This is a genomic window from Amycolatopsis sp. NPDC051061 (genome assembly GCF_040682935.1).
Classification (GTDB): domain Bacteria; phylum Actinomycetota; class Actinomycetes; order Mycobacteriales; family Pseudonocardiaceae; genus Amycolatopsis.
This window is the reverse complement of the sequence record NZ_JBFBBZ010000003.1, coordinates 185,856-205,390: the sequence shown is the minus strand read 5'-3', so window position 1 is coordinate 205,390 and position 19,535 is coordinate 185,856. Positions and strand designations below refer to the sequence as shown.

Annotated in this window: 21 protein-coding genes; 6 read left to right on the top strand and 15 right to left on the bottom strand. The window is 72.0% G+C overall.

The window, feature by feature from the left end; all coding sequences use genetic code 11:
• Position 1: 1 nt before the first annotated feature.
• The gene (locus tag AB0N03_RS05670; RefSeq protein WP_364365912.1) at positions 2-1,486 is read left to right on the top strand and encodes a DUF6519 domain-containing protein; all 1,485 of its coding nucleotides are present in this window, start codon (positions 2-4) and stop codon (positions 1,484-1,486) included.
• 90 nt (positions 1,487-1,576) lie between these two features.
• Here the strand turns inward: AB0N03_RS05670 and AB0N03_RS05665 are convergent, their stop codons facing one another.
• Entirely contained in the window at positions 1,577-2,299 is a 723-nt protein-coding gene (locus AB0N03_RS05665) for a BTAD domain-containing putative transcriptional regulator (protein ID WP_364365909.1), read from the bottom strand.
• A gap of 257 nt (positions 2,300-2,556) precedes the next feature.
• On the opposite strand from AB0N03_RS05665, the gene AB0N03_RS05660 reads away from it, so the two are divergent.
• Positions 2,557-3,333: an SGNH/GDSL hydrolase family protein gene (locus AB0N03_RS05660; protein ID WP_364365906.1), complete on the top strand. Its 777-nt coding sequence runs from the start codon at positions 2,557-2,559 to the stop codon at positions 3,331-3,333.
• Here AB0N03_RS05660 and AB0N03_RS05655 read toward each other — a convergent pair.
• The 6 genes from AB0N03_RS05655 to AB0N03_RS05630 all read right to left on the bottom strand — a co-directional run bounded on the left by AB0N03_RS05655 (position 3,313) and on the right by AB0N03_RS05630 (position 7,330).
• The gene (locus AB0N03_RS05655) at positions 3,313-3,924 is read right to left on the bottom strand and encodes a TetR/AcrR family transcriptional regulator (protein WP_364365903.1); all 612 of its coding nucleotides are present in this window, start codon (positions 3,922-3,924) and stop codon (positions 3,313-3,315) included. The two genes, AB0N03_RS05660 and AB0N03_RS05655, sit on opposite strands and share 21 nt — an antisense overlap.
• Positions 3,908-4,381 (bottom strand): SRPBCC domain-containing protein, encoded by a 474-nt coding sequence (locus tag AB0N03_RS05650; protein ID WP_364365901.1) that lies wholly within the window; start codon positions 4,379-4,381, stop codon positions 3,908-3,910. Before AB0N03_RS05650 ends, AB0N03_RS05655 begins: the two co-directional genes overlap by 17 nt.
• Positions 4,378-4,698, bottom strand: coding sequence for a metalloregulator ArsR/SmtB family transcription factor (locus AB0N03_RS05645; RefSeq protein WP_284744830.1), 321 nt, complete (start codon positions 4,696-4,698; stop codon positions 4,378-4,380). Before AB0N03_RS05645 ends, AB0N03_RS05650 begins: the two co-directional genes overlap by 4 nt.
• On the bottom strand, positions 4,698-5,084 hold the full coding sequence (locus tag AB0N03_RS05640) for a VOC family protein (protein WP_364365898.1): 387 nt from the start codon (positions 5,082-5,084) through the stop codon (positions 4,698-4,700). The genes AB0N03_RS05645 and AB0N03_RS05640 overlap by 1 nt, the downstream gene beginning before the upstream one ends.
• Positions 5,085-5,110: 26 nt before the next feature.
• Entirely contained in the window at positions 5,111-6,640 is a 1,530-nt protein-coding gene (locus AB0N03_RS05635) for an FAD-dependent monooxygenase (RefSeq protein ID WP_364365895.1), read from the bottom strand.
• 72 nt (positions 6,641-6,712) lie between these two features.
• Positions 6,713-7,330 (bottom strand): TetR family transcriptional regulator, encoded by a 618-nt coding sequence (locus AB0N03_RS05630; RefSeq protein WP_364365893.1) that lies wholly within the window; start codon positions 7,328-7,330, stop codon positions 6,713-6,715.
• Positions 7,331-7,482: 152 nt separating this feature from the next.
• Here AB0N03_RS05630 and AB0N03_RS05625 point away from each other — a divergent pair, with 152 nt between their 5' ends.
• Positions 7,483-8,829: an MFS transporter gene (locus AB0N03_RS05625; RefSeq protein WP_364365891.1), complete on the top strand. Its 1,347-nt coding sequence runs from the start codon at positions 7,483-7,485 to the stop codon at positions 8,827-8,829.
• Between the two features lie 154 nt (positions 8,830-8,983).
• Here AB0N03_RS05625 and AB0N03_RS05620 read toward each other — a convergent pair whose 3' ends face one another.
• The 7 genes from AB0N03_RS05620 to AB0N03_RS05590 form a co-directional block, all read right to left on the bottom strand.
• Positions 8,984-10,333 carry an SPFH domain-containing protein gene (locus tag AB0N03_RS05620; protein WP_364366290.1) on the bottom strand — a complete coding sequence of 450 codons (1,350 nt, stop codon included), beginning with the start codon at positions 10,331-10,333 and terminating at the stop codon, positions 8,984-8,986.
• Positions 10,334-10,424: 91 nt separating this feature from the next.
• A complete protein-coding gene (locus AB0N03_RS05615; protein WP_364365889.1) occupies positions 10,425-10,913 on the bottom strand; it encodes an SPFH domain-containing protein in 489 nt (162 codons plus the stop codon).
• Entirely contained in the window at positions 10,910-11,344 is a 435-nt protein-coding gene (locus tag AB0N03_RS05610) for an NfeD family protein (protein ID WP_364365887.1), read from the bottom strand. The genes AB0N03_RS05615 and AB0N03_RS05610 overlap by 4 nt, the downstream gene beginning before the upstream one ends.
• A 186-nt stretch (positions 11,345-11,530) precedes the next feature.
• A complete protein-coding gene (locus tag AB0N03_RS05605; protein WP_364365885.1) occupies positions 11,531-12,343 on the bottom strand; it encodes a DUF3097 domain-containing protein in 813 nt (270 codons plus the stop codon).
• Positions 12,344-12,394: 51 nt separating this feature from the next.
• Positions 12,395-13,282: an aminoglycoside phosphotransferase family protein gene (locus AB0N03_RS05600; protein ID WP_364365884.1), complete on the bottom strand. Its 888-nt coding sequence runs from the start codon at positions 13,280-13,282 to the stop codon at positions 12,395-12,397.
• Positions 13,267-14,082 (bottom strand): SCO1664 family protein, encoded by an 816-nt coding sequence (locus tag AB0N03_RS05595; RefSeq protein ID WP_364365882.1) that lies wholly within the window; start codon positions 14,080-14,082, stop codon positions 13,267-13,269. The genes AB0N03_RS05600 and AB0N03_RS05595 overlap by 16 nt, the downstream gene beginning before the upstream one ends.
• A gap of 2 nt (positions 14,083-14,084) precedes the next feature.
• The gene (locus AB0N03_RS05590) at positions 14,085-14,660 is read right to left on the bottom strand and encodes a DUF3090 domain-containing protein (RefSeq protein ID WP_364365879.1); all 576 of its coding nucleotides are present in this window, start codon (positions 14,658-14,660) and stop codon (positions 14,085-14,087) included.
• Between the two features lie 76 nt (positions 14,661-14,736).
• On the opposite strand from AB0N03_RS05590, the gene AB0N03_RS05585 reads away from it, so the two are divergent.
• Genes AB0N03_RS05585 through AB0N03_RS05575 form a run of 3 tightly spaced genes read left to right on the top strand, consistent with a single transcriptional unit; the run spans position 14,737 to position 17,971 of the window.
• Positions 14,737-16,656: a prolyl oligopeptidase family serine peptidase gene (locus AB0N03_RS05585; protein ID WP_364365876.1), complete on the top strand. Its 1,920-nt coding sequence runs from the start codon at positions 14,737-14,739 to the stop codon at positions 16,654-16,656.
• A complete protein-coding gene (locus tag AB0N03_RS05580) occupies positions 16,653-17,552 on the top strand; it encodes an LD-carboxypeptidase (protein WP_364365873.1) in 900 nt (299 codons plus the stop codon). The genes AB0N03_RS05585 and AB0N03_RS05580 overlap by 4 nt, the downstream gene beginning before the upstream one ends.
• Positions 17,549-17,971, top strand: coding sequence for a TIGR03668 family PPOX class F420-dependent oxidoreductase (locus AB0N03_RS05575; RefSeq protein ID WP_364365870.1), 423 nt, complete (start codon positions 17,549-17,551; stop codon positions 17,969-17,971). Before AB0N03_RS05580 ends, AB0N03_RS05575 begins: the two co-directional genes overlap by 4 nt.
• On the opposite strand, the gene mptB is transcribed toward AB0N03_RS05575, so the two are convergent.
• Complete coding sequence (gene mptB, locus AB0N03_RS05570; protein ID WP_364365867.1) at positions 17,958-19,493, bottom strand: polyprenol phosphomannose-dependent alpha 1,6 mannosyltransferase MptB; 1,536 nt, start codon at positions 19,491-19,493, stop codon at positions 17,958-17,960. The two genes, AB0N03_RS05575 and mptB, sit on opposite strands and share 14 nt — an antisense overlap.
• Positions 19,494-19,535: the final 42 nt, after the last annotated feature.

Sequence of the window (19,535 nt, the reverse complement as noted above, 5' to 3'; positions counted from 1 at the left end):
CATGCAGGGCGACTTCTCGCGGACGACGTTCGATCCGCTGAAGCACTACTCGGCGGTGCTGGCCCAGCAGGGCCGCGTGCAGCTCGACGCCGACTTCAACGAGCAGGCGGCGATCCTGCTGCGGCAGCTGCGCACGGTCGTCGCCGACCTCGTCGGCCCGGCCCGGGCGCCGGCCGGCGGCGGGGGCTTCGAGATCACGCAGGTCACCACGGACGGAACGACGACACCGGTGCGGGAGGACCTGGCGATCTCCCGGGGCCGGATCTACGTCGACGGTCTCCTGGTGGAGAACGACCTGCCCGGCGCCACCTACTGGACCCAGCCCGACCTGCGCCTCGAACCCGACGCCGACGAGCTGCCGCCCGAGGGGGCGTTCGTGGTGTACCTGCGGGTGTGGGAGCGGCTGGTGACCGCGCTGCAGGACCCGGCGATCCGCGAGATCGCGCTCGGCGACCCCGGGCCGGACACGTCCGCGCGGGCGAAGACGGTCTGGCAGGTCGCCGCCCTGGCGGTGGCCGCCACCGAAGTCGGTGCCGCGGAACAGGAGTTCGCCGAGAAGCTCGTCGGCTTCCGGCCGACCGGGTTGCTCACGGCGCAGGCGAAGCGGCCGCCCTTGGCCGCCGAAGACGCGTGCCACCTGCCGCCGGACAACCTCTTCCGCGGCCACGAGAACCAGCTCTACCGCGTCGAGGTGCACACCGGCGGCCAGGCCTGGTGGGCGAACGGTTCCACCGACACGGCGCGCCGGTCGGCCGTGCTCTCCGGCGCCACCTTCAAGTGGTCCCGCGAGAACGCGTCCGTGGTGTTCCCGGTGGTGTCGCTCTCCGGGGCGGTCGCGACGCTCGGGTCGCCGGGTCGCGACGGGAAGCTGGGCCTGGAGGTCGGCGACCGGGTCGAGCTGGTCGACGACGCGACCGCCGGCCGGGTGGCCGACGACGTCGCCGCGGCCGAGTACCCGGTCGCCGCGTCCCGGCTCCGCACGGTCGTCGCGATCGACGCGGCCGACCTGCGGGTGACGCTCGACAGCCAGGAGGGCGACGACGATTGCGGCCTCGGCGCGAACCCGTTCCTGCGCCGCTGGGACCACCTGCCCGGGCCGGGCACGCCGGACATCGCCGAGGACGGGGCGCTCCCGCTGATCGAGGGCCGGTGGCACGAGCTGGAAGACGGCGTCCAGGTGTTCTTCGAAGGGCCCCCGGCGCCCCCCGACGGCGAGGGCGACGGGAGGAGCACCGGCACGTACCGCCGCGGCGACTACTGGCTCATCCCGGCCCGCACGGCCAACGGTGACGTCCTGTGGCCGAAGAACGAGTTCCGGCCCCCGAACGGCGTGGAGTACCACTACGCTCCGCTCGCCTATGTGACCGGCGACACGGTCGACGCGACCCTGCGCAAGACGTTCGTCCCGCTCACGGAGGGCTCGGCACCGGTGCGCGAGGAACCGAAGCCGAAGACGACGGCCGGGCGGAGGAAGACGACCGGATAGGGCGGATCGGCCCGGCAAAGGTCTTGAATGAGTCATTCAGTCTTCGCAAGACTGAATGACTCATTCAAGACGCGGCGCCCCGGGTGGGTGTCAGCGCCGGACCGCGCCGGCCACCTCGGGGGCGCCGGCCGGTTCCGTGGCCGCGTCGAGGAGGCGGCGCATGCCCGGCGAAGGGTTCACCCCGAGCTCGCGCCGCAGCAGCATCCGGTAGGCGTGGTAGGTGTTGATCGCCTCGCTGTAGTTGCCCTCCGCGAGGTGGATCTCCAGCAGCAGCCGGTGCGGGCTCTCCCTCAGCGGCTCCGCGCGCAGCGCCCCGTGCACGGCCTCCAGCGCGTCGCCGAAGTTGCCCGCGCGCAGCTCGCGCGCCGCGAGCTTCTCGACCGTGTGCAGGTACAGCTGCCGCAGGCGTTCGCGCTCGACCAGCACCCAGTCCTCGTACCAGCCGGGCAGCAGCTCGTGCAGGCCACCGCCGCGCAGCGCGCGGTCGTCGCCGGCGTCTTCGCCGCGGGCGCTGTGCACGAGCTCGTCGACGTCGACCCGCACCCACGCGTGCAGGCTCAGCGTTTCCCCGTGCGCGGCCACCACGGGCGCGTCGAGCTGCTGCAACCGCCACAGCGCGGTGCGGAGCCTGCCGAACGCCTTGGGTTCCGCCGACTCCGGCCACAGCGCACCGACGACGTGCGTCCGCGTGACCTCCCGCCGCAACCCGACGAAGGCGATCAGGCGCTGCAACGCCTTCGGCACCTCCACGGGGCCGGGTCCGCAGTCGAGAGCGAACCCGTCGAGCATGCGCAGCCGAGCAGTGTTCGTCACCGGTGCCCCTTCCCCGAACTCCCGACCTGCATCATCCCGCCGTCGGGCGGTTCGACGGCACCCGAACGCGAGGCCGAAAGGGCAGCGTCGATCTTCCGAAAGGGCGTACTCCCGCTGGATCTTTCGGGCTAGCCCACGGCAACTCGATGAGTCGCCTCGATCACCGACCGCGTTACCCCGAAACTCCGCGAACGGCCGATCCCGCCCGAAAGGGCACCGAGCGGCCGGGACACCGTGCCGCTGCCTAGACTGACGACATGAGCAAGCGCTTAGTGGCCATGGGGGACTCGTTCACCGAAGGCGTCGGGGACGACGATCCGGCCGCCCCGAACGGCGTGCGCGGCTGGGCCGACCGCGTCGCCGAGCAGCTCGCCGCGCGCGAGCGTGGCTTCCGCTACGCCAACCTCGCCATCCGCGGCAAGCTGCTGCCGCAGGTGCTGGGCGAGCAGCTCGAGCCAGGGCTGGCGATGGAACCCGACCTCGTCTCCCTCTACGCCGGCGGGAACGACCTCATGCGGCCCAAGGTCGACATCGACGCGCTGCTCACCGGCTACGAAACCGCCGTCGCCCGGATCCGGGCGACCGGCGCCCGCCTGATCCTGTTCACCGGGGTCGACGGCGTCGAAGACCCGCTGTTCCGCGCGATCCGCGGCCGGGTGGCGATCTACAACGAGCTCGTGCGCGGGATCGCGGCCCGCCACGGCGCGCTGCTGGTGGACCTGTGGTCGATGCGGCAGCTGTGCGACCGCCGGTTCTGGGCGCCGGACCGCTTGCACCTCAACGCGCTCGGGCACACCGAGGTCGCCATCGAGGTGCTGCGGGTCCTCGGGGTCGAGCACCCGCTGCTCACCCCGGAACTGGCGCCGCGTGCGGTGCTGAGCCCGGCCGCGCGCCGCAGCCAGAACCTGCAGTGGGCACGGGAGCACGCGCTGCCGTGGGTGCGGCGGCGCGTGAGAGGCGAATCGTCCGGGGACACCCTGGCGGCGAAGCGCCCGACGCTGGAGCCGGTCGGCTCAGCGCCGCTCCCCCGCTGACCCCTGCGGGCGAAGCCCGTCGAAGAGGATCGTCACGGCCCGGTCGCGCAGGCGCGCGTCCGGGCCGGCGTACTCGGCGGCCTTCGCCACACCGATGATGATCGTGATCAGCTCACCCGGGACGAGGTCCTCGCGGACCGCACCCGCGGCCTGGGCGCGGGACAGCAGCACCCCGAGCGCGCGGAGCAGCCGGGCACCGATGTCCGACTTGGCGTGCGGCACGCTCACGCCGGCCGCCGTGAGCGCCTCGAAGTAGGCGTTCTTGGCGCTGGACATCTCGATCCAGCCGGCGAGGAAGGTGAAGAACGCCCCGCCCGGATCCGCGGAATCGGCCGCCACGACGGCTTCGGCCTCGTCGGCGAACCGGTGCAACCGGGCGACCAGCACGGCCTCGAGGAGGGCCTCCTTCGTCGGGAAGTGCCGGAACACCGTGCCGATGCCGACGCCGGCGGCGCGGGCGACCTCTTCGGTCGGCGCCCCGGTGCCCTTGGCGGCGAACACGCTCTCGGCCGCTTCCAGCACGCGCGCCCGGTTGCGCCGGGCGTCGGCGCGCAGGGGTTTCGGCTCGGCGGGATCAGCGGCGGGGGTCACCACTCGATCGTAACGGGGCCGGGTCGTCCAGGGCGTCCAGCAACCGGGCCAGCGCCCGCGGCACGTGGGAGCGCCAGCCGCCGCCCATGATCCGCCGCGAGACGCGCTCGAACTCGTCGTCCGGGTCGAAGCCGGTGTGGCTGAGGAAGAGCCGGGTGCCGGTGCCCTCCGGCTCCAGCCGCCAGGTGACCGTCCACCGCGGACCCCAGCGGATGCTGAGCTTGCGCTCGGGCTCGACCTCCAGGACCTCGCACGCCACCGGACCGCCGGCGAACCCCGCCGCGGGCACCGGCTCGGCGAGCAGCTGGAACCGGTGCCCCACCACGGGTTTGATGTCGTTGGGCATGGCGATCCAGCGTTCGAGCAGGTCCGGTTCGGTCAGCGCGCGCCAGACCTTGCGCGCCGGGTGGGCGAGGAACTGGTCGACGTGGATCGCGGCCGGGTCGTCGTCGGTCACAGGTCGTCCTCCTCGTCGAGCAGGTCACGCAGGTTCGCGAGCTTGCTCCGCCAGAACCGCTCGTACGGCGTGAGCCAGTCCGCGACCTCTTCGAGTGGAGCCGCGTCGAGACGGTAGACGCGGTTGCGGCCCTGCCGCTGTTCGCTGACCAGGCCGGCCTCCCGAAGCACCCGAAGGTGTTCCGACAGGCTGGGCCGGGCCATCTCGAACCGCTCGGCGATCGAACCGGCCGCCATCGGACCGTCCAGCAGCAGCCGCAGGACCTCCCGCCGCGCCGGGCTGGCCAGCGCGGCGAAGACGTCGTCGTTGACCGGCATCAGTGGGGTACGTTGCCGAAGTCCGACGGCTGGAGCAGGCCGAGGGTGTGGCCGTCGAGGTCCTTGAAGGACGTCGCGCGCCCCCACAGCCGCTCCTCCGGGTCGGCCACCTCGACGCCGCCGGCCCGCAGCGCGGCGACGTCGGCGTCGAGGTCGGTGGTCTGCAGCTGGAAGTGCCGCGGGCCCGGCTCGATCCCGGTGACCTGCTGGTCGGTGAGCACCACACCCGTCTGCGCACCCTGCGGAGCGACCATCACGAACCGGCCGCCCTCGGGCGTGCGGCGGTCGACGAGCGCCGTGAAGCCGAGCTTGCCGACGTAGAAGTCCCGCGCGCGGGCGTGGTCGGCAACGGGCAGGGTCAGGAACTGCACGTGGGTGATCGTCATGCCCGCGACAATACGTAGGGGTTCTCCTACATGTCAACGGGGCTGCCGAACCACCGTTCTAGCGCCGAGCGCAGTGCCTTCCGCTCGGCGTCGTCGGGCTCGGTCGAGCTGGTCGCCCAGGCGACGTACCCGTCCGGCCGGATGAGCAACGCGGTCGCGTCGACGTCCGCCGCGCCCGCGACCAGGTCGACGCGGCCGGTCCAGCCGCGCAGCTCGTCGCCGAGCGAACCGCTCGGGGTCAGGTCCAGCAGCAGCGGCCGGGCCGTGCGGGTCAGCTCGGCGAGCCGGGTTCCGTCGTCCAGCACGAGATCCGGGGCCCACCGGCCGTCGAGCGGGTGGTCGGTGCCCGGCTCGTACCGGACGTCCGCGCCGGACATCAGGTCGGCGATGTGCTGCACGGTGCCGGGTTGCCGCAGCAGCTCGCCGAAGAGCTGCCGCAGTGCGGTGACGTCGCGGCCCGGCGCGATCAGCGCGGACTGGGCCTGGGTGTGCATGACGACGCGCTCGGCGATCGGGCGGCGTTCACTCTCGTAGGTGTCGAGCAGGCCGGCGGGCGCCCAGCCGTGCAGGTCGGCGGCGAGCTTCCAGCCGAGGGCGACGGCGTCCTGCAACCCGAGGTTCAGGCCCGGCCCGCCGATCGCGGAGTGGACGTGCGCCGCGTCGCCGACCAGCAGCACGCGGCCGTCGCGGAAGCGGTCGGCCAGCCGGGTGTTGCGGCCGCGAAGCCGCCGCAGCAGATGCGGTCCGTCGCCTTCCGGCGGCCCGATCGGCAGGGCGAAGCCGAGCACGCGCTCGATGCTCGCGCGCTGGTCGTCGAGGGTCATCGGGGGCTCGTCGGCGCGCTCCTCCTCGTCGGTCCACTCCATCGTCGTGACGAGGGGCCGGCCGGGAAACGGCGCGTGGACGAACAGGCCGGTTTCGGTGCGGTAGTGGAAGAACGGCGGGATGACGCCGTGGCCGGGCACGGTCAGCCCGCCCGACGCGGTGTCGACGAACTCCGCGGCGACGGTGGCGTTCGCGGTCAGCGAGAGGGTGCGATCCTCGGTCACGCCGGGGAAACCGATGCCGGCGAGCTTGCGCGTGATGCTGCGTCCGCCGTCGGCGCCGACGAGGTAGCGGGTGGTGAGCCGGCCCGGGCCGGCCGGGCCGGTGAAGTCGAGGGTGACCGCGTCGGCGTCCTGGGTCAGGCCGGTGAGCTCGTGGCCCCAGCGGATCTCGACGCCGAGTTCGCCCGCTCGTTCGGTGAGCATCGCCGCGACGCGCCGTTGCGGCACGCCCAGGACGTTCAGCGAGTTGTGCTCGGCCAGGGTGAGGTCCAGGCGCATCCCCCCGAAGACGAACGCGGGGACGGGCGGGGCGATCGGGCCGGCGAGGCGGTCGTGCAGCCCGCGGCGGTCGAGCAGGCGCACGACCTGGCCGACCAAGCCGTTGGCGCGGTTCTCCTCGGTCGGTTCGGGCAGCCGTTCCAGCACGAGCGGGCGGATGCCGGCGAGGGCGAGTTCGCAGGCGAGCATGAGGCCGTTGGGTCCGGCACCCGCGATGACGACGTCTTCCATGGCGGAACTCCTTGCGGTGAGAGGGCATGGCGAAGAAACCCGGCGACCCTGCCGGGCGTGGAGCGGTGGGAATCAGCGCGGTTCGGGCAGACCGGCGGCGAGCCGGCCGAACACGTCCCGGATCAGGTCTTCCATCGGCCGAGGCGGCTCGGTCCCGAGCAACTGCCGCGTGACGACGTTGAGCGCGGCGGCGACGACGCCCGCGACGAGCGCCGGGTAGACGTCCGTCTCGGCGTCGGTGCCGGTGCGTTCGGCGACGACCCGGGCGATCTCGGCTTCGCCCGCCGCGCCGGCCTTGTGGAACTCGCTCTGCAGGGCGGGTTCCGCGACCATCAGCCGGATCCCGGCGAGCCACGACCGGTCGGGGACCCGGCCTTCGGTGATCGGCTCGCCGAGGGCGAACCCGGCCAGCACAGCCGCGGTGATGGCCGCCCAGATCGGCTCGCCCGCGGGGCGTTCCCGCAGGGCGGCGGCGATCGCGCGGGCCCGGTCACGGTGGCGGGCCACGATGGCCTCGCCCTTGGTGCCGAAGTAGTTGCTGAAGGTCCGGGTGGACACCCCGGCTTCGGCGGCGATGTCCTCGATCCGGACGTTGGCGTAGCCGCGTTCGACGGTCAGCCGGATGGCCGCCCAGCTCAGCGCGATGCGCGTCTCGTGCTTCCTGCGCTCACGCAGCCCGTTGGCGTCCATGAGCCCACCATAGCGGAACTTGCAGATTCTGCAAACTTGCTGAATCTGCACTTTGTTCATCATCGACCGGACCAGATATCGGCCATCGATCGCCGAAACCGTCGACGGGCGTCACACTGTTGTGTGACATCAGTCACCGGAGGTGTTGAGAGATGGTCTTGGGCGACAACGGAGTCACTCACAAGGTGGAACCGGACAGCAAGTCCGGGAAGGTTCAGGTACGGCGTGCGGCGCTGGCGAGCGCGATCGGCACGACCATCGAGTGGTACGACTTCTTCCTCTACAACACCGCGGCGGCCTTGGTCTTCCCCCACCTGTTCTTCCCCGCGTCCAGCGCCTACGCCGGAGCCATGCAGTCGTTCGCGACCTACGCGGTCGGGTTCGCCGCCCGCCCGGTCGGCGCCGCGATCTTCGGGCACTGGGGCGACCGGATCGGCCGCAAGGCCACGCTGATCGTCACGCTGCTGCTGATGGGCATCTCGTCCGGCATCGTCGGGATGCTGCCCGGGACCGCGGCCATCGGGTTCGCCGCGCCGCTGCTCCTGGTGCTGCTGCGGCTGATCCAGGGCCTCGCGATCGGCGGTGAGTGGAGTGGCTCGGTGCTGCTCGCGATGGAGTGGGGCGACCAGAAGAAACGCGGGCTGCTGGGCAGTTTCGCGCAGATCGGCGTCCCGGTCGGACTGGTGCTCGGCACCGGCGGCATGACGCTGCTGTCGGCGACCCTCTCCCCTGAGGACTTCGACTCGTGGGGCTGGCGGCTGCCGTTCCTGGCCAGCTTGATCCTGGTCGCGGTCGGCCTGGTGATCCGGCTGAAGATCCTCGAGACGCCGATGTTCGCCAAGCTGATCAAGAATCAGCAGACCGCGCGGACCCCGGTGCTCGACGCGATCCGGCACCACTGGCGCGAGATCCTGCTCTCGGCCGGCGTGCGGTTCAGCGAGCAGATGCCGTTCTACCTCTTCACCAGCTACGTGCTGGTCTACGTCGTCTCGCGGCACGAGTTCACAAAGACGTTCGTGCTCAACGCGGTCCTCGTCGGCGCCGCGTGCGAACTGGCGATGATCCCGTTCTTCTCGGCGCTGTCTGACCGCGTCGGCCGGAAGCGGGTGTATCTGGCCGGGGCGGTGTTCACCGGCGTGATCGCGTTCCCGTACTTCACGATCCTGGCGCACGGCAACCACGCGCTGGTGTTCGTCGCGGTGGTGGTGTCGTTCATCCCGCACGCGCTGCAGTACGGCCCGCAGGCGGCGTTGATCGGCGAGAGCTTCCCGACGCATCTGCGCTACGGCGGCGCGGGGCTGGGTTACCAGCTGGCGTCGGTGTTCGCGGGCGGCCCGGCACCGCTGCTGGCGACGTGGCTGCTGCACCAGACCGGGACGCCGTACTCGATCTCGGGCTACATCATCCTGTCGGCGGTGGTCACGGTGCTGTGCGTGATCTTCCTGAAGGACCGCTCGAAGGCCGACATCGACGACGTGACGGTTTACCAGCGAAGCTGAGCCGACACCGGCCAGCGCGCGACCGGATTGCCGAGCCGGTGTGCGGAAACGGACGACACGCGTGTCTGAAGGGTCGACACACCCGTGCCGAACGCCGTGAAGGCCCCCTTACCGGCCATAAGAGCCGGTAAGGGGGCCTTCACGGGCTTGCGGGTCAGCGGCGCGGGCCGCCCTGGGGTCCGCCGAACGGGGGCTGCTGCGGGAACGGCCCGCTGCCCGGGTTCTGCGGGCCGCCGAACTGGCCCGGCGGCGGGGACTGCGGCGGCTGGCCCTGGTACTGGCCGCCGACGGGCGGCTGGCCGGCCGGGGACTGCGGCTGCGGCAGGGGCTGGCCGCTCTGCGGCGTCGGCGGCTGCTGCGGTGCGGGCGTGACCTCGGTGCCCCGCTCCTCGTCCGCCGGCTCCAGCTCCGGCTGCTGCTGGACCGGACGCGGGATCGCCGGCCGCGCGGGCGGGGCCGACGGCGTCCCGAGGGCCGGGACCTCCTGGCGCGCCACGGCTTCCGCGGCCGCCACGGCCTCGGCGACCTTCGGGTCGATCTTCGTCTCGAACCAGCTCGCGACCTCTTCGTCCTCGAGTTCGGGCTTGGCCGGGACGTCGTCCTCCTTCGGCGGCTCGTAGCGGAAGACGCCGTCGTCGCCGGGGGCGCCGAGCGCGCGGGCGAAGCCTTCGAGGGCCTTGCCGTAGTCGCTCGGGATCATCCAGACCTTGTTCGCGTCGCCCTGCGCCATCTGCGGCAGTGTCTGCAGGTACTGGTAGGCCAGCACCTCCGGCGTCGGGCGACCGGCCTTGATCGCGGCGAACACCTTCTCGATCGCCTTCGCCTGGCCCTGCGCCTGCAGGTACCGCGCGGCGCGTTCACCCTGGGCCCGCAGGATGCGGGACTGCCGCTCGGCCTCGGCGCCGAGGATGGTGGCCTGGCGGCCACCTTCGGCTAAGAGGATCTGGCTCTGCTTCTGGCCTTCCGCGGTCTTGATCGCGGACTCCCGCTGACCTTCCGCGGTGAGGATCATGGCGCGCTTCTCACGGTCGGCACGCATCTGCTTCTCCATCGAGTCCTGGATGGAGGGCGGCGGGTCGATCGCCTTCAGCTCGACGCGGCCGACGCGGATGCCCCAGCGGCCGGTCGCCTCGTCGAGCACGCCGCGCAGCTGCGTGTTGATCGAGTCGCGCGAGGTCAGCGTCTGCTCGAGGCTCATGCCACCGACCACGTTGCGGAGCGTGGTGGTGGTCAGCTGCTCGACACCGACGATGTAGTTCGAGATCTCGTACACCGCGGCGCGGGAGTCGGTGACCTGGAAGTACACGACGGTGTCGATCGACACCGTCAGGTTGTCCTCGGTGATGACCGGCTGCGGCGGGAACGAGACGACCTGCTCGCGCAGGTCGATCCGGGCGCGCACCTTGTCCAGGAACGGCACCAGGAAGGTCAGGCCCGGCGACGCCACGGTGCGGAACCGGCCCAGCCGCTCGATCACCGCCGACTGCGCCTGCGGCACGACCATGATCGCCTTGGCTACCGTGATGATCACGAAGAGAGCCAGTAAGACGACCACGACGATCGCTACTGTGGTGGTCAAGAGATCTTCCCCTTACCTAGTACCATTCTTGCGCGGTTGACGGTGTTCCGGGCGCCGCGGGCGGGGTCACCGCGAGCTTCAGCTCCTTCGCGGCGATGCCCCAGCGGCCCGTGGTGTCGTGCAGGACCGTCCACACTGTACGGTGCAGGTCCCCCGGTGCGGTGACGGCGCGCTCGGCCGTCGTCAGGCTCGCTTCCTGCCGCAACGCCGTGCGGGTCAGCTGTTCGATCGCGAGCGCCGGATTGCTGATTTCGTACGTCGCCAGCTTCGGGTCGGTGACGGCAAAAATGACCTCGAATCCGATGTGGACTTCCCGTCCGTCGCCGGCCTCCACGGCCCGGGGCGGCGCCGACAGGATCTGCTCACCGAGGTCGACGCGCGCCCGGACGCGGTCGGCGAACGGCACCACGAAGTGGCGGCCGGGGCCGAGCACGGCGCGGAACCGCCCGCCGCGTTCGATCACCGCGGCCCGGCCTTCGGGGACGACGACGAGCCCCAGGCTCACGGCTCGGCCGACACGACGGCGGTGGCGCCCGAGATCTCGACGACCGTGACGGACGTGCCGGGCTCGATCGGTTCGTGGTGCTCCGAGAGGCTGCGCGCGGACCAGACGTCGCCGGCCAGCTTCACCTGCCCGGCTTCGAAGTCCACTGTGGACACGACGACGGCGCGGGCGCCGATGAGGGCCTCGATGCCGGTGCGGTGGCCGGTACCGGCGAGGAAGCGCCGCTTCAGCGCGGGCCGGACCAGCACGAGCATCCCGACCGAGGCGACGGCGAACACGGCGACGTCGATGAAGACGTTCCCGGTGAGCACGTCGGCTCCGGCGCCGAACAGCGCGCCGACGCCCAGCATGATCAGCACGAAGTCCCCGGAGAGGACTTCCGCGATCATCAGGGCGATGCCGACGATCAACCAGACCACTGCCCATGCCATGGCTTCATGCTCTCAGATCGTGCCGGTTCGCACCGGCAGAGTGCTGTGCCGGTTGTTATCAATCCGACCACGGTCACGGCCGGATGGCTTCGGAGCAGCGCTTACGTGCCGTTTGGGGGCCGGCCTGCCTTTGGCCGGATCGATAACGTGACGTGACCTACGCGTGACCTTGGACAATTCGGACATTCAGCCCTCTTCTGCCGGCTCGGTGACGAAGTCGATGAGCCGCTCCACGGCCCCGATGAGCGGGGTCTCGAGGTCACGGAAACTGCTCACCCCGCTCAGGACACGTTGCCAGCCTTCGTAAGGTTGCCCCCAGCCGAGCGCGTCGCAGATCCCCTGCTTCCACTCGGTGCCGCGCGGGATCTTCGGCCACGCGCTGATCCCGACCGCCTCGGGCCGCACGGCCTCCCAGACGTCGATGTACGGATGCCCGGTGACCAGCACGTTCTCGTCGTGGACCGCCTCGACGAGCCGGGACTCCTTGCTGCCGGGCACGAGGTGGTCGACGAGCACGCCGAGCCGCCGACCGGGACCGGTGCCGAACTCGGCGACCCGGTCGGAAAGGACGTCGACACCGTCCAGGGGCTCCACGACGACGCCTTCGACGCGCAGGTCGTGGCCCCAGACGCGTTCGACGAGCTCGGCGTCGTGCTTGCCTTCGACCCAGATGCGCGAGTCGCGGGCGACGCGGGCCTGCAGGCCCTGCACCTTCACCGACCCGGACGCGGAGGCCTGCTTGACCGGCGCCTTCACCGTCTTGACCGGCACCAGCGTGACCGGTTTGCCCTCCAGCAGGAAGCCGGCGGGTTCGAGCGGGAAGACGCGGTGGCGGCCCTTGGCGTCCTCGAGCACGACGTTGCCGTACTCGATCTTCACCACCGCGCCGCAGTAGCCGCTGGCCGGGTCTTCGACGACGAGACCGGGCTCGGCCGGGACTTCGGGCACCTTCTTGCGGCGCCGGCCGGCCAGCACGTCGTCATAGGAATGGGAGCGCACGACCCGGCACGCTAGTGGCCGGAAAGGCCCGGCCGGGTGATGCCACGCCGGTCAGCGCGCCAACTCCAGCACGGCGTCGGTGAACGGTGACCGCTCGCCGCGGCGCAAAGGCGACAATGCGACCAGCGGGGCCATCGCGACGCACCAGGCGCGGACGCGCTCGGCGTCGAAGCCCGCCACGTGCGGGGCGAGCGCGGCGAGGCCGTCGTCGATCGTGCCGCCCTTGGCCATCGGGACGAACATCCAGTCGATGGCGTCGAGCGAGGGGTCGCCGATGCCGGGGCGCGGGTCGATGGCGACGGCGCCGCGGCCGGGTCCGGCGTCGAGGACGTTCGCCGGGTGGAGGTCGCCGTGGATCAGCGTGACCGGTCCGCTGGTGGCCAGCTCCATGGCCCGCTCGCGGCCCTTGTGCAGGGTTTCGGCGCTCAGGTGCTCGGCGGCGACCGGGGAGTCGCGGCGGCGGCGTTCGGAGAGGGTGAAGATGAACTCGATGCCGTCGGCCAGCCGCCCGAAGTCACCGACCGGTTGAACGGAGTGCAGCTGGTCGAGCATTTCGCCGATCTCGGCCCACGGGACGTCGCCGTCCAGCTGCGTGCCCGGGACCAGGCCTTCGAGGAGGATCGCGTTGGCGTCGAGGTCGGCGTCGAGCACCTGGACGACGCGGGAGCAGCCCGCCCAGGCCCGCAGCCCGGTCGCCTCGAGCCGGGCGACCTCGGGATCCGGGGTCAGTTTGAGCACGCGCAGGTCACCGCGAGGACCCGTGCACAGCAGGGTGCGGCCGGTGTTGCCGGGCCGGGCTTCGCGGACGGTCAGCCCCCACCGCGCAGTCAAATGGGCGACCAGGTCCGGGAGCGCGTCGCACCAAGGCTCGGCCAGCTCCGCGCCGAAGCGGTCGGCCAGCCGCGCGCGGGCGGCCGCATCGATCAGAACAGCGGCCACGGGATGGCGCGCCAGTCGTCGCCGGGTTCGGGGAAGATGCCTTCGGCCAGCAGCAGGTCGGTGCGTTCGGCCAGGGCCCGGATCTCGAACTTGGTGATGTGCTCGGCCAGCGTCTTGCCGAGGCCGCCGTCGATCTCCGAGCGCAGCTTCTCGAGCTTCTCGACGGTGTCCGGCGGCACCGGCTCGCCGATCCAGCCCCAGAGCACGGTCCGCAGCTTGGGGTCGGTGTGCAGGCAGATGCCGTGGTCGACGCCGTAGACGCGGCCGTCGAGGCCGGGCAGCAGGTGCCCGCCCTTGCGGTCGGTGTTGTTGACGACGATGTCGAGGACGGCGAGGTCGCGCAGCCCGGGGTGGTCGGCGTGGGCCAGCACCGCGGGCTCGCCGAGCCGGTCGTGGGCGTGCAGCACGACCCGCCAGCCTTCGGGTACTTCGTCGGGCGGGAGGACCTCGACGACGTCCTCTTCGGTGGTCTCGATCCACAGCTGGACCATGCCGGGGCCGAACGGCCCGTCGCGCAGCACGGTCGGCGGGATCGCACCGATGCCGGCGGCCTCGCTGATGATCGCGGTGGCGACTTCGCGGCCGGCGAGGGTGCCGTCGGGGAAGTCCCACAGGGGCCGCTCCCCCGACACCGGCTTGTACACGACGCGGCCGGTGACGCCGTCGAGCTCGATGGCGCAGAAGAGCGTGACGTTGGAGGCGTCGACGAGGCGGCCTTCGACGTCGATGCGGCCGTGCGTGACGAGTTCGCGGGACGCCGGGTCGGCCGGATCCGGCGGTACTGCCGGCGTGTCGGCCATGGTCAGTCTTCGTCCGCGTCGGTCTCGCGCCGGTAGCCGTTCTGCCGGGGGCAGATGTGCCCGGCCGGGTCGAGCGGCTCGCCGCACAGCGGGCACGGCTTGCGGCCGGCGTTGACGACGCGGTCGGTCCGCTCGGCGAAGGCGCGGGCGGCGACCGGGGTGAGGAAGACGCGGACGGCGTCCGGGCCCTCCTCGGTGTCGTCGAGCACGACCGTCTCGTCGACCTCGCCTTCGGTGATGGCGAGCAGCTCGATGACGACGGCGCTGCTGTCGGCGTCCCAGCCGAGACCCATGGTCCCGACGCGGAACTCCTCCTCGACCGGGACGGTGAGGGGGTCGACGTCGAGCTGGTCGTCGGGGACGTCGTCGGGCACGTCGGCACCGAAGCGGCTGGCGACTTCCTCGAGCAGTGAGCTGAGGCGCTCGGCGAGGACGACGACCTGCTGTTTTTCGATGGCGACGCTGATGGTGCGCACGTCCTCGGAGGCCTGGAGGTAGAACGTGCGATCGCCGGGCTCGCCGACGGTGCCGGTGACGAACCGATCCGGCTGGCGGAAGACGTGGATTACGCGAGACATAGCACTGTCGACCCTAGGCCACGGGCGCATGATCGGCATCCGCCGCCCCACCTTCGCGGGCCGCTAGCCTCTGGGGGTGTCTCGGATCTCCCCGTACGGAACCTGGTCCTCGCCCATCACCGCCGCCGAGGTGGCCGCCGCCGGTGGCGGCCCGCAGTGGCTCGACGTCGTCGGGGACGAGGTGTGGTGGGCCGAGGCGCGGCCCGGTGAGCAGGGGCGGGTCGCCCTGGTCCGGGCGGTGCCGGGCGGGACGGAGGACGTGCTGCCGGCGCCGTGGAACGTCCGCAACCGGCTGCACGAGTACGGCGGACGGCCGTGGGCGGTCGCCGATGGCGTGGTGGTGTTCACGCACTGGGCCGATCAGCGGGTTTACGCGGTGAGCGAAACCGGTGTGGTGCCGCTGACACCTGCTCCCCCGGAGCCCCAGAGCGTCCGGTACGGCGACTTGCGGCCCGGCCGGCCGGGCGAGGTGTTCGCGGTCCGCGAACGCGGTGTCGGGCCGCGGCCGACCGACGTCGAGCGGGAGCTCGTGGCGATTCCTCTCGACGGCGGCCCGGAGCGGGTGCTCGCCGCGAGCCACCACTTCCTGACCGTGCCGAAGCTGTCGCCGGACGGGCGGCACGCGGCGTGGTTCGGCTGGGACCACCCGGCGATGCCGTGGGACGGGACCGAGCTGTGCGTGGCTCCCATCGCCGAAGACGGATCCTTCGAGCCGCACCGGGTGCTGGCCGGCGGTGCGGACGTCTCGGTGTGCCAGGTCGAGTGGGAGACGCCGGCGACGCTGCTGGCGCTGCTCGACCCGGACGGCTGGTGGAACCTGCACCGGGTCGGGCTCGACGGGTCGCTGACGAACCTCGCGCCGGTCGAGCGGGAGCTGGGCGGGCCGCTGTGGAAGGCCGGATCGCGGTGGTTCGTCCCGCTCGGCGGCGGGCGGCACGCGGTGCTGGCGTCGGGGCGGCTGGCCGTGCTCGACGAAGCGGACGGCTCGGTGACCGCGGTCGGCGAGGAGCAGACGGCGTGGTCGTCGACGGGGCTCGCGGTCTCCGGGGACGGCGTCGTCGGGGTCGCCGGCAGCCCGGTGCGCGAGTCCGCCGTGGTGCGCGTCGCCCTCGATGGCGCGGTGACGGATCTGACGCCGCAGCCGGAGCTGCCGGCGGCGTTCCTGCCGGTGCCCGAAGAGCGGGTGTTCACGACGGCGGACGGCGAGACCGTGCCGGTGGTGCTGTACCGGCCGGCGAACCCGGACTTCGCGGCGCCGGAGGACGAGCGTCCGCCGCTGCTGGTGCACGTCCACGGCGGGCCGACCGGGCAGTACCTGCCGATGCTGGACCTGGAGCTGGCCTACTTCACCAGCCGGGGCATCGCGGTGGCGGCGGTGAACTACGGCGGGTCGACCGGCTTCGGCCGGGCTTACCGAGAACGGCTGCGCGAGCAGTGGGGCGTGGTGGACGTCGCGGACTGCGTCGCGGTGGCCGAGGCGCTGGTGGCGGCCGGGCTGGCCGACGGCGACCGGCTGGCGGTGCGCGGCGGCAGCGCGGGCGGGTTCACCGCGGCGGCGTCGCTGACCACGACGAAGACCTACCGGGCGGGCACGGTGATGTACCCGGTGCTGGACCTGGCCGGGTGGACCGGCACCGAGGGCGACACGCACGACTTCGAGTCGCGGTACCTGGACGGGCTGGTCGGCCCGCTGCCCTCGGCGAGGCAGCGCTACGTCGAGCGCTCGCCGCTGGCGAACTCGGCGTCGCTGGCCGGGCCGGTGCTGTTCCAGCAGGGACTGGAGGACCGGATCTGCCCGCCGGAGCAGGCGGACCGGTTCGTGGCCGGGCTGGAAGGGCGCGGGATCCCGTACGCCTACCAGCGGTTCCCCGGGGAGCAGCACGGGTTCCGGCAGGCGGCGACGATCGTGGCGGCGCTGGAGGCGGAGCTGTCGTTCTACGGTCAGGTGCTCGGGTTCGACACGCCGGGCGTGGCGCGGCTGGAGCTGTCGAAGTGAGGCCGCCGCGCCTGCGGGCGGGCGACACGATCGCGGTGGTCGCACCGGCCGGACCGGTGCCGGCGGACCTGCTGGAGAAGGCGATCCCGGTGTTGCGCGGCTGGGGTGTCGAGCTGCGGATCGGGCCGTGCGTGCGGGCCGAGCCGGGGTCGCCGCCGTATCTGTCCGCTTCGGACGCCGCGCGGGCGGCGGAGTTCACCGAGGCGTGGCTGGACCCGGGCGTGCGGTGCGTGCTGGCCGCGCGGGGCGGCTACGGCGTGCAGCGGATGCTGGACCTGGTGGACTGGGCGGCGTTGCGGGAGGCGGGCCCGAAGGTGCTGGCCGGGTCTTCGGACATCACGGCGTTGCACCGGGCGGTGGACGTCCACTTGGGACTGTCCAGTTTGTTCTCCCCGATGCCGGCGAGCGTGCTGTTCGACGACTTCGCGGTGGAGCACCTGCGGCGTTCGCTGTTCGACCCGGAGCGGAACCTGGTGGTGCGCGGCGGTTCGGCGCTGGTACCGGGCCGGGCTTCGGGGACGTTGACCGGCGGGAACCTGTCGTTGCTGGCGGCGGGGATCGGGACGCCGGAGCAGGGTTCGGCGCGGGATTCGGTGGTGCTGCTGGAGGACGTCACCGAGAGCGTGTACCGGCTCGACCGGATGCTGACGCAGCTGCTGCGCAGCGGCTGGTTCGCCGGGGTTCGCGGGATCGTGCTGGGTTCGTGGGCGGCGTGCGGCGATCCTTCGGAGGTGCGGGCGCTGATGCTGGAGCGGCTGGGTCCGCTGGGGGTGCCGATGGTGGCGGAGTTCGGGTTCGGGCACGTGGCGTCGTCGCCGACGTTGCCGCTGGGCGTGCCGGTTGCGCTGGACGCGGACCTGGGGACGCTGACGTTCGACTCCCCCGCGCTGTCATGACTCCGGAAGAGGCTCGGGAACGGTTCGCCGCGGCGCGGGTGGCTCGGCTGGCCACGGTGTCGGATTCCGGGGTGCCGCACCTGGTGCCGGTGACGTTCGCGGTGCGCGGCGACACGGTGGTGTTCGCGGTGGACCACAAACCGAAGTCGACGACGTCGTTGCGGCGGCTGCGCAACATCGCGGAGAACCCGGCGGTGTGCTTCCTGGCCGACGGCTACGCCGAGGACTGGTCGGAACTGTGGTGGGCTCGCGCGGACGGCTCCGCGCGGGTGCTGTCCGACGCCGAGCGCGCCGAGCCGGTGTCGTGGCTGGTGGCGAAGTACGAGCAGTACGACGAGCGGCCGCCGGAGCACGCGGTGGTCGCGACGGAGATCCACACCTGGCGCGGCTGGACAGCAGACCAACTCAGTCGCGGATGAACTTCTCCGGGCGCCGCCACGCGTCGATCAGGCCCAGCGGGTCCGGGCGCAGCAGCGACGCCGCCGAGTAGAGGCTCGCCACGACGACCAGGGCGATGAACCACCAGTCGTACAGGGCCTGCTCGCCCGTCGGGTAGTACACCAGCGTCACGAAGACCGACACCGCCACCACCAGCGCCAAGTGGCGTGGCTGCCACTTGAACGCCGACAGGAGCACGAAACCCCAGGTCAGGTACCACGGCAGGGTCGGCGGCATGAGGATCGCCACCGCGAGCAGCGAGATCCCGGCCCGGTACACCGCCTCGGTGCCGCCGCCGCGGCCGAGCCACCACTGGCGGATGCCGATGCCGATCAGCAGGAGCATGCCCGCCGCGCGGGCGACCGTCACGAACGGCGAGACCTGGACGTCCACGACCAGGTGGACCAGGTTGTAGAACACCTCGCCGATGCCGGTGGGGATGTTCAGCCAGTTCGCGATGAGCTGTGGGGCCTTGAGCCCGGACCACCAGCCCATGTTGAGCGAGCCGAGCGAGATCCACGTGCCGGCGACGAACACCGGCAGGAACAGCCCGACCGACGCGGCGCCGGCGCGCAGGAAGTTGCGGACCTTCGACTCGCCCTCGAGGTGGTTGGCCCAGATCCAGACGATGAACGGCAGCGCGATCGCCGCCGTGGGCTTGATCAGCATGCCGATCGTGACGAGGACGACCGCGGCGACGTGCTTGCGCTCCAGGGCGGCGAGGACGCCGATGGTGAGGAACGCGAGCATCATCAGGTCGTTGTGCGGGCCGCCGAAGAGGTGGATCACCATCATCGGGCTGGCCACCGCGAGCCACAGCGCGACCGGGAGCTTGCCGCCGAGGTGCTTGACCAGCCGCGGCAGCGCCCACAGCGTCCCGGCCAGGCCGACGAGCAGCACGACGCGCATGAGGATGACGCCGAGGATCATGTTGTCGCCGGTGGTGGCGACAACGCCCTTGGAGATCAGCAGGAACAGCGGCCCGTAGGGCGCCGGGGTGGTCTGCCAGAGCGGGTGGACGTTCTGCACGACGTTCGGCAGCACGTCGAGCTCGGCGGGGCCGTTGGCGTACGGGTCGAGCCCGTAGAGCAGCTGGGCGCCCTGGCCGAGGTAGGAGAAGACGTCGCGGGTGAACAGCGGCGGCGAGATGAGCAGCGGCGCCATCCAGCAGCCGGCGGCGATCAGGATCGGGCGGCTGCCGACGCGGCCGAGCAGGACGTAGCGGCCGAGGCGGACCCAGGCCCACACCACGAGGCCGAAGCCGGTGTAGAGGACGGCGTTGGCGAGCATGCGACCGTGGCCGTAGCGGATCCACGAGAGCGGGCCGTGGCCGAGCACGGGGTCCTTGATCAGGATGCCGCCGGCGCCGAAGGCGGCGAGCATGAGCAGGGTGCTCCCGACCGTGCCCATCGCGATCGTGCGGTACGGGAATCGCGAAGGCGTGAGGAGCCGCTCGGCCAGTCCGGTCGAGGGCTTCTGCGCGGGGTCGGTGGTGGTCGCCATTTCCGTTCGGAGGTTACACACTGCGCTCGAGGGAGGTTCCCG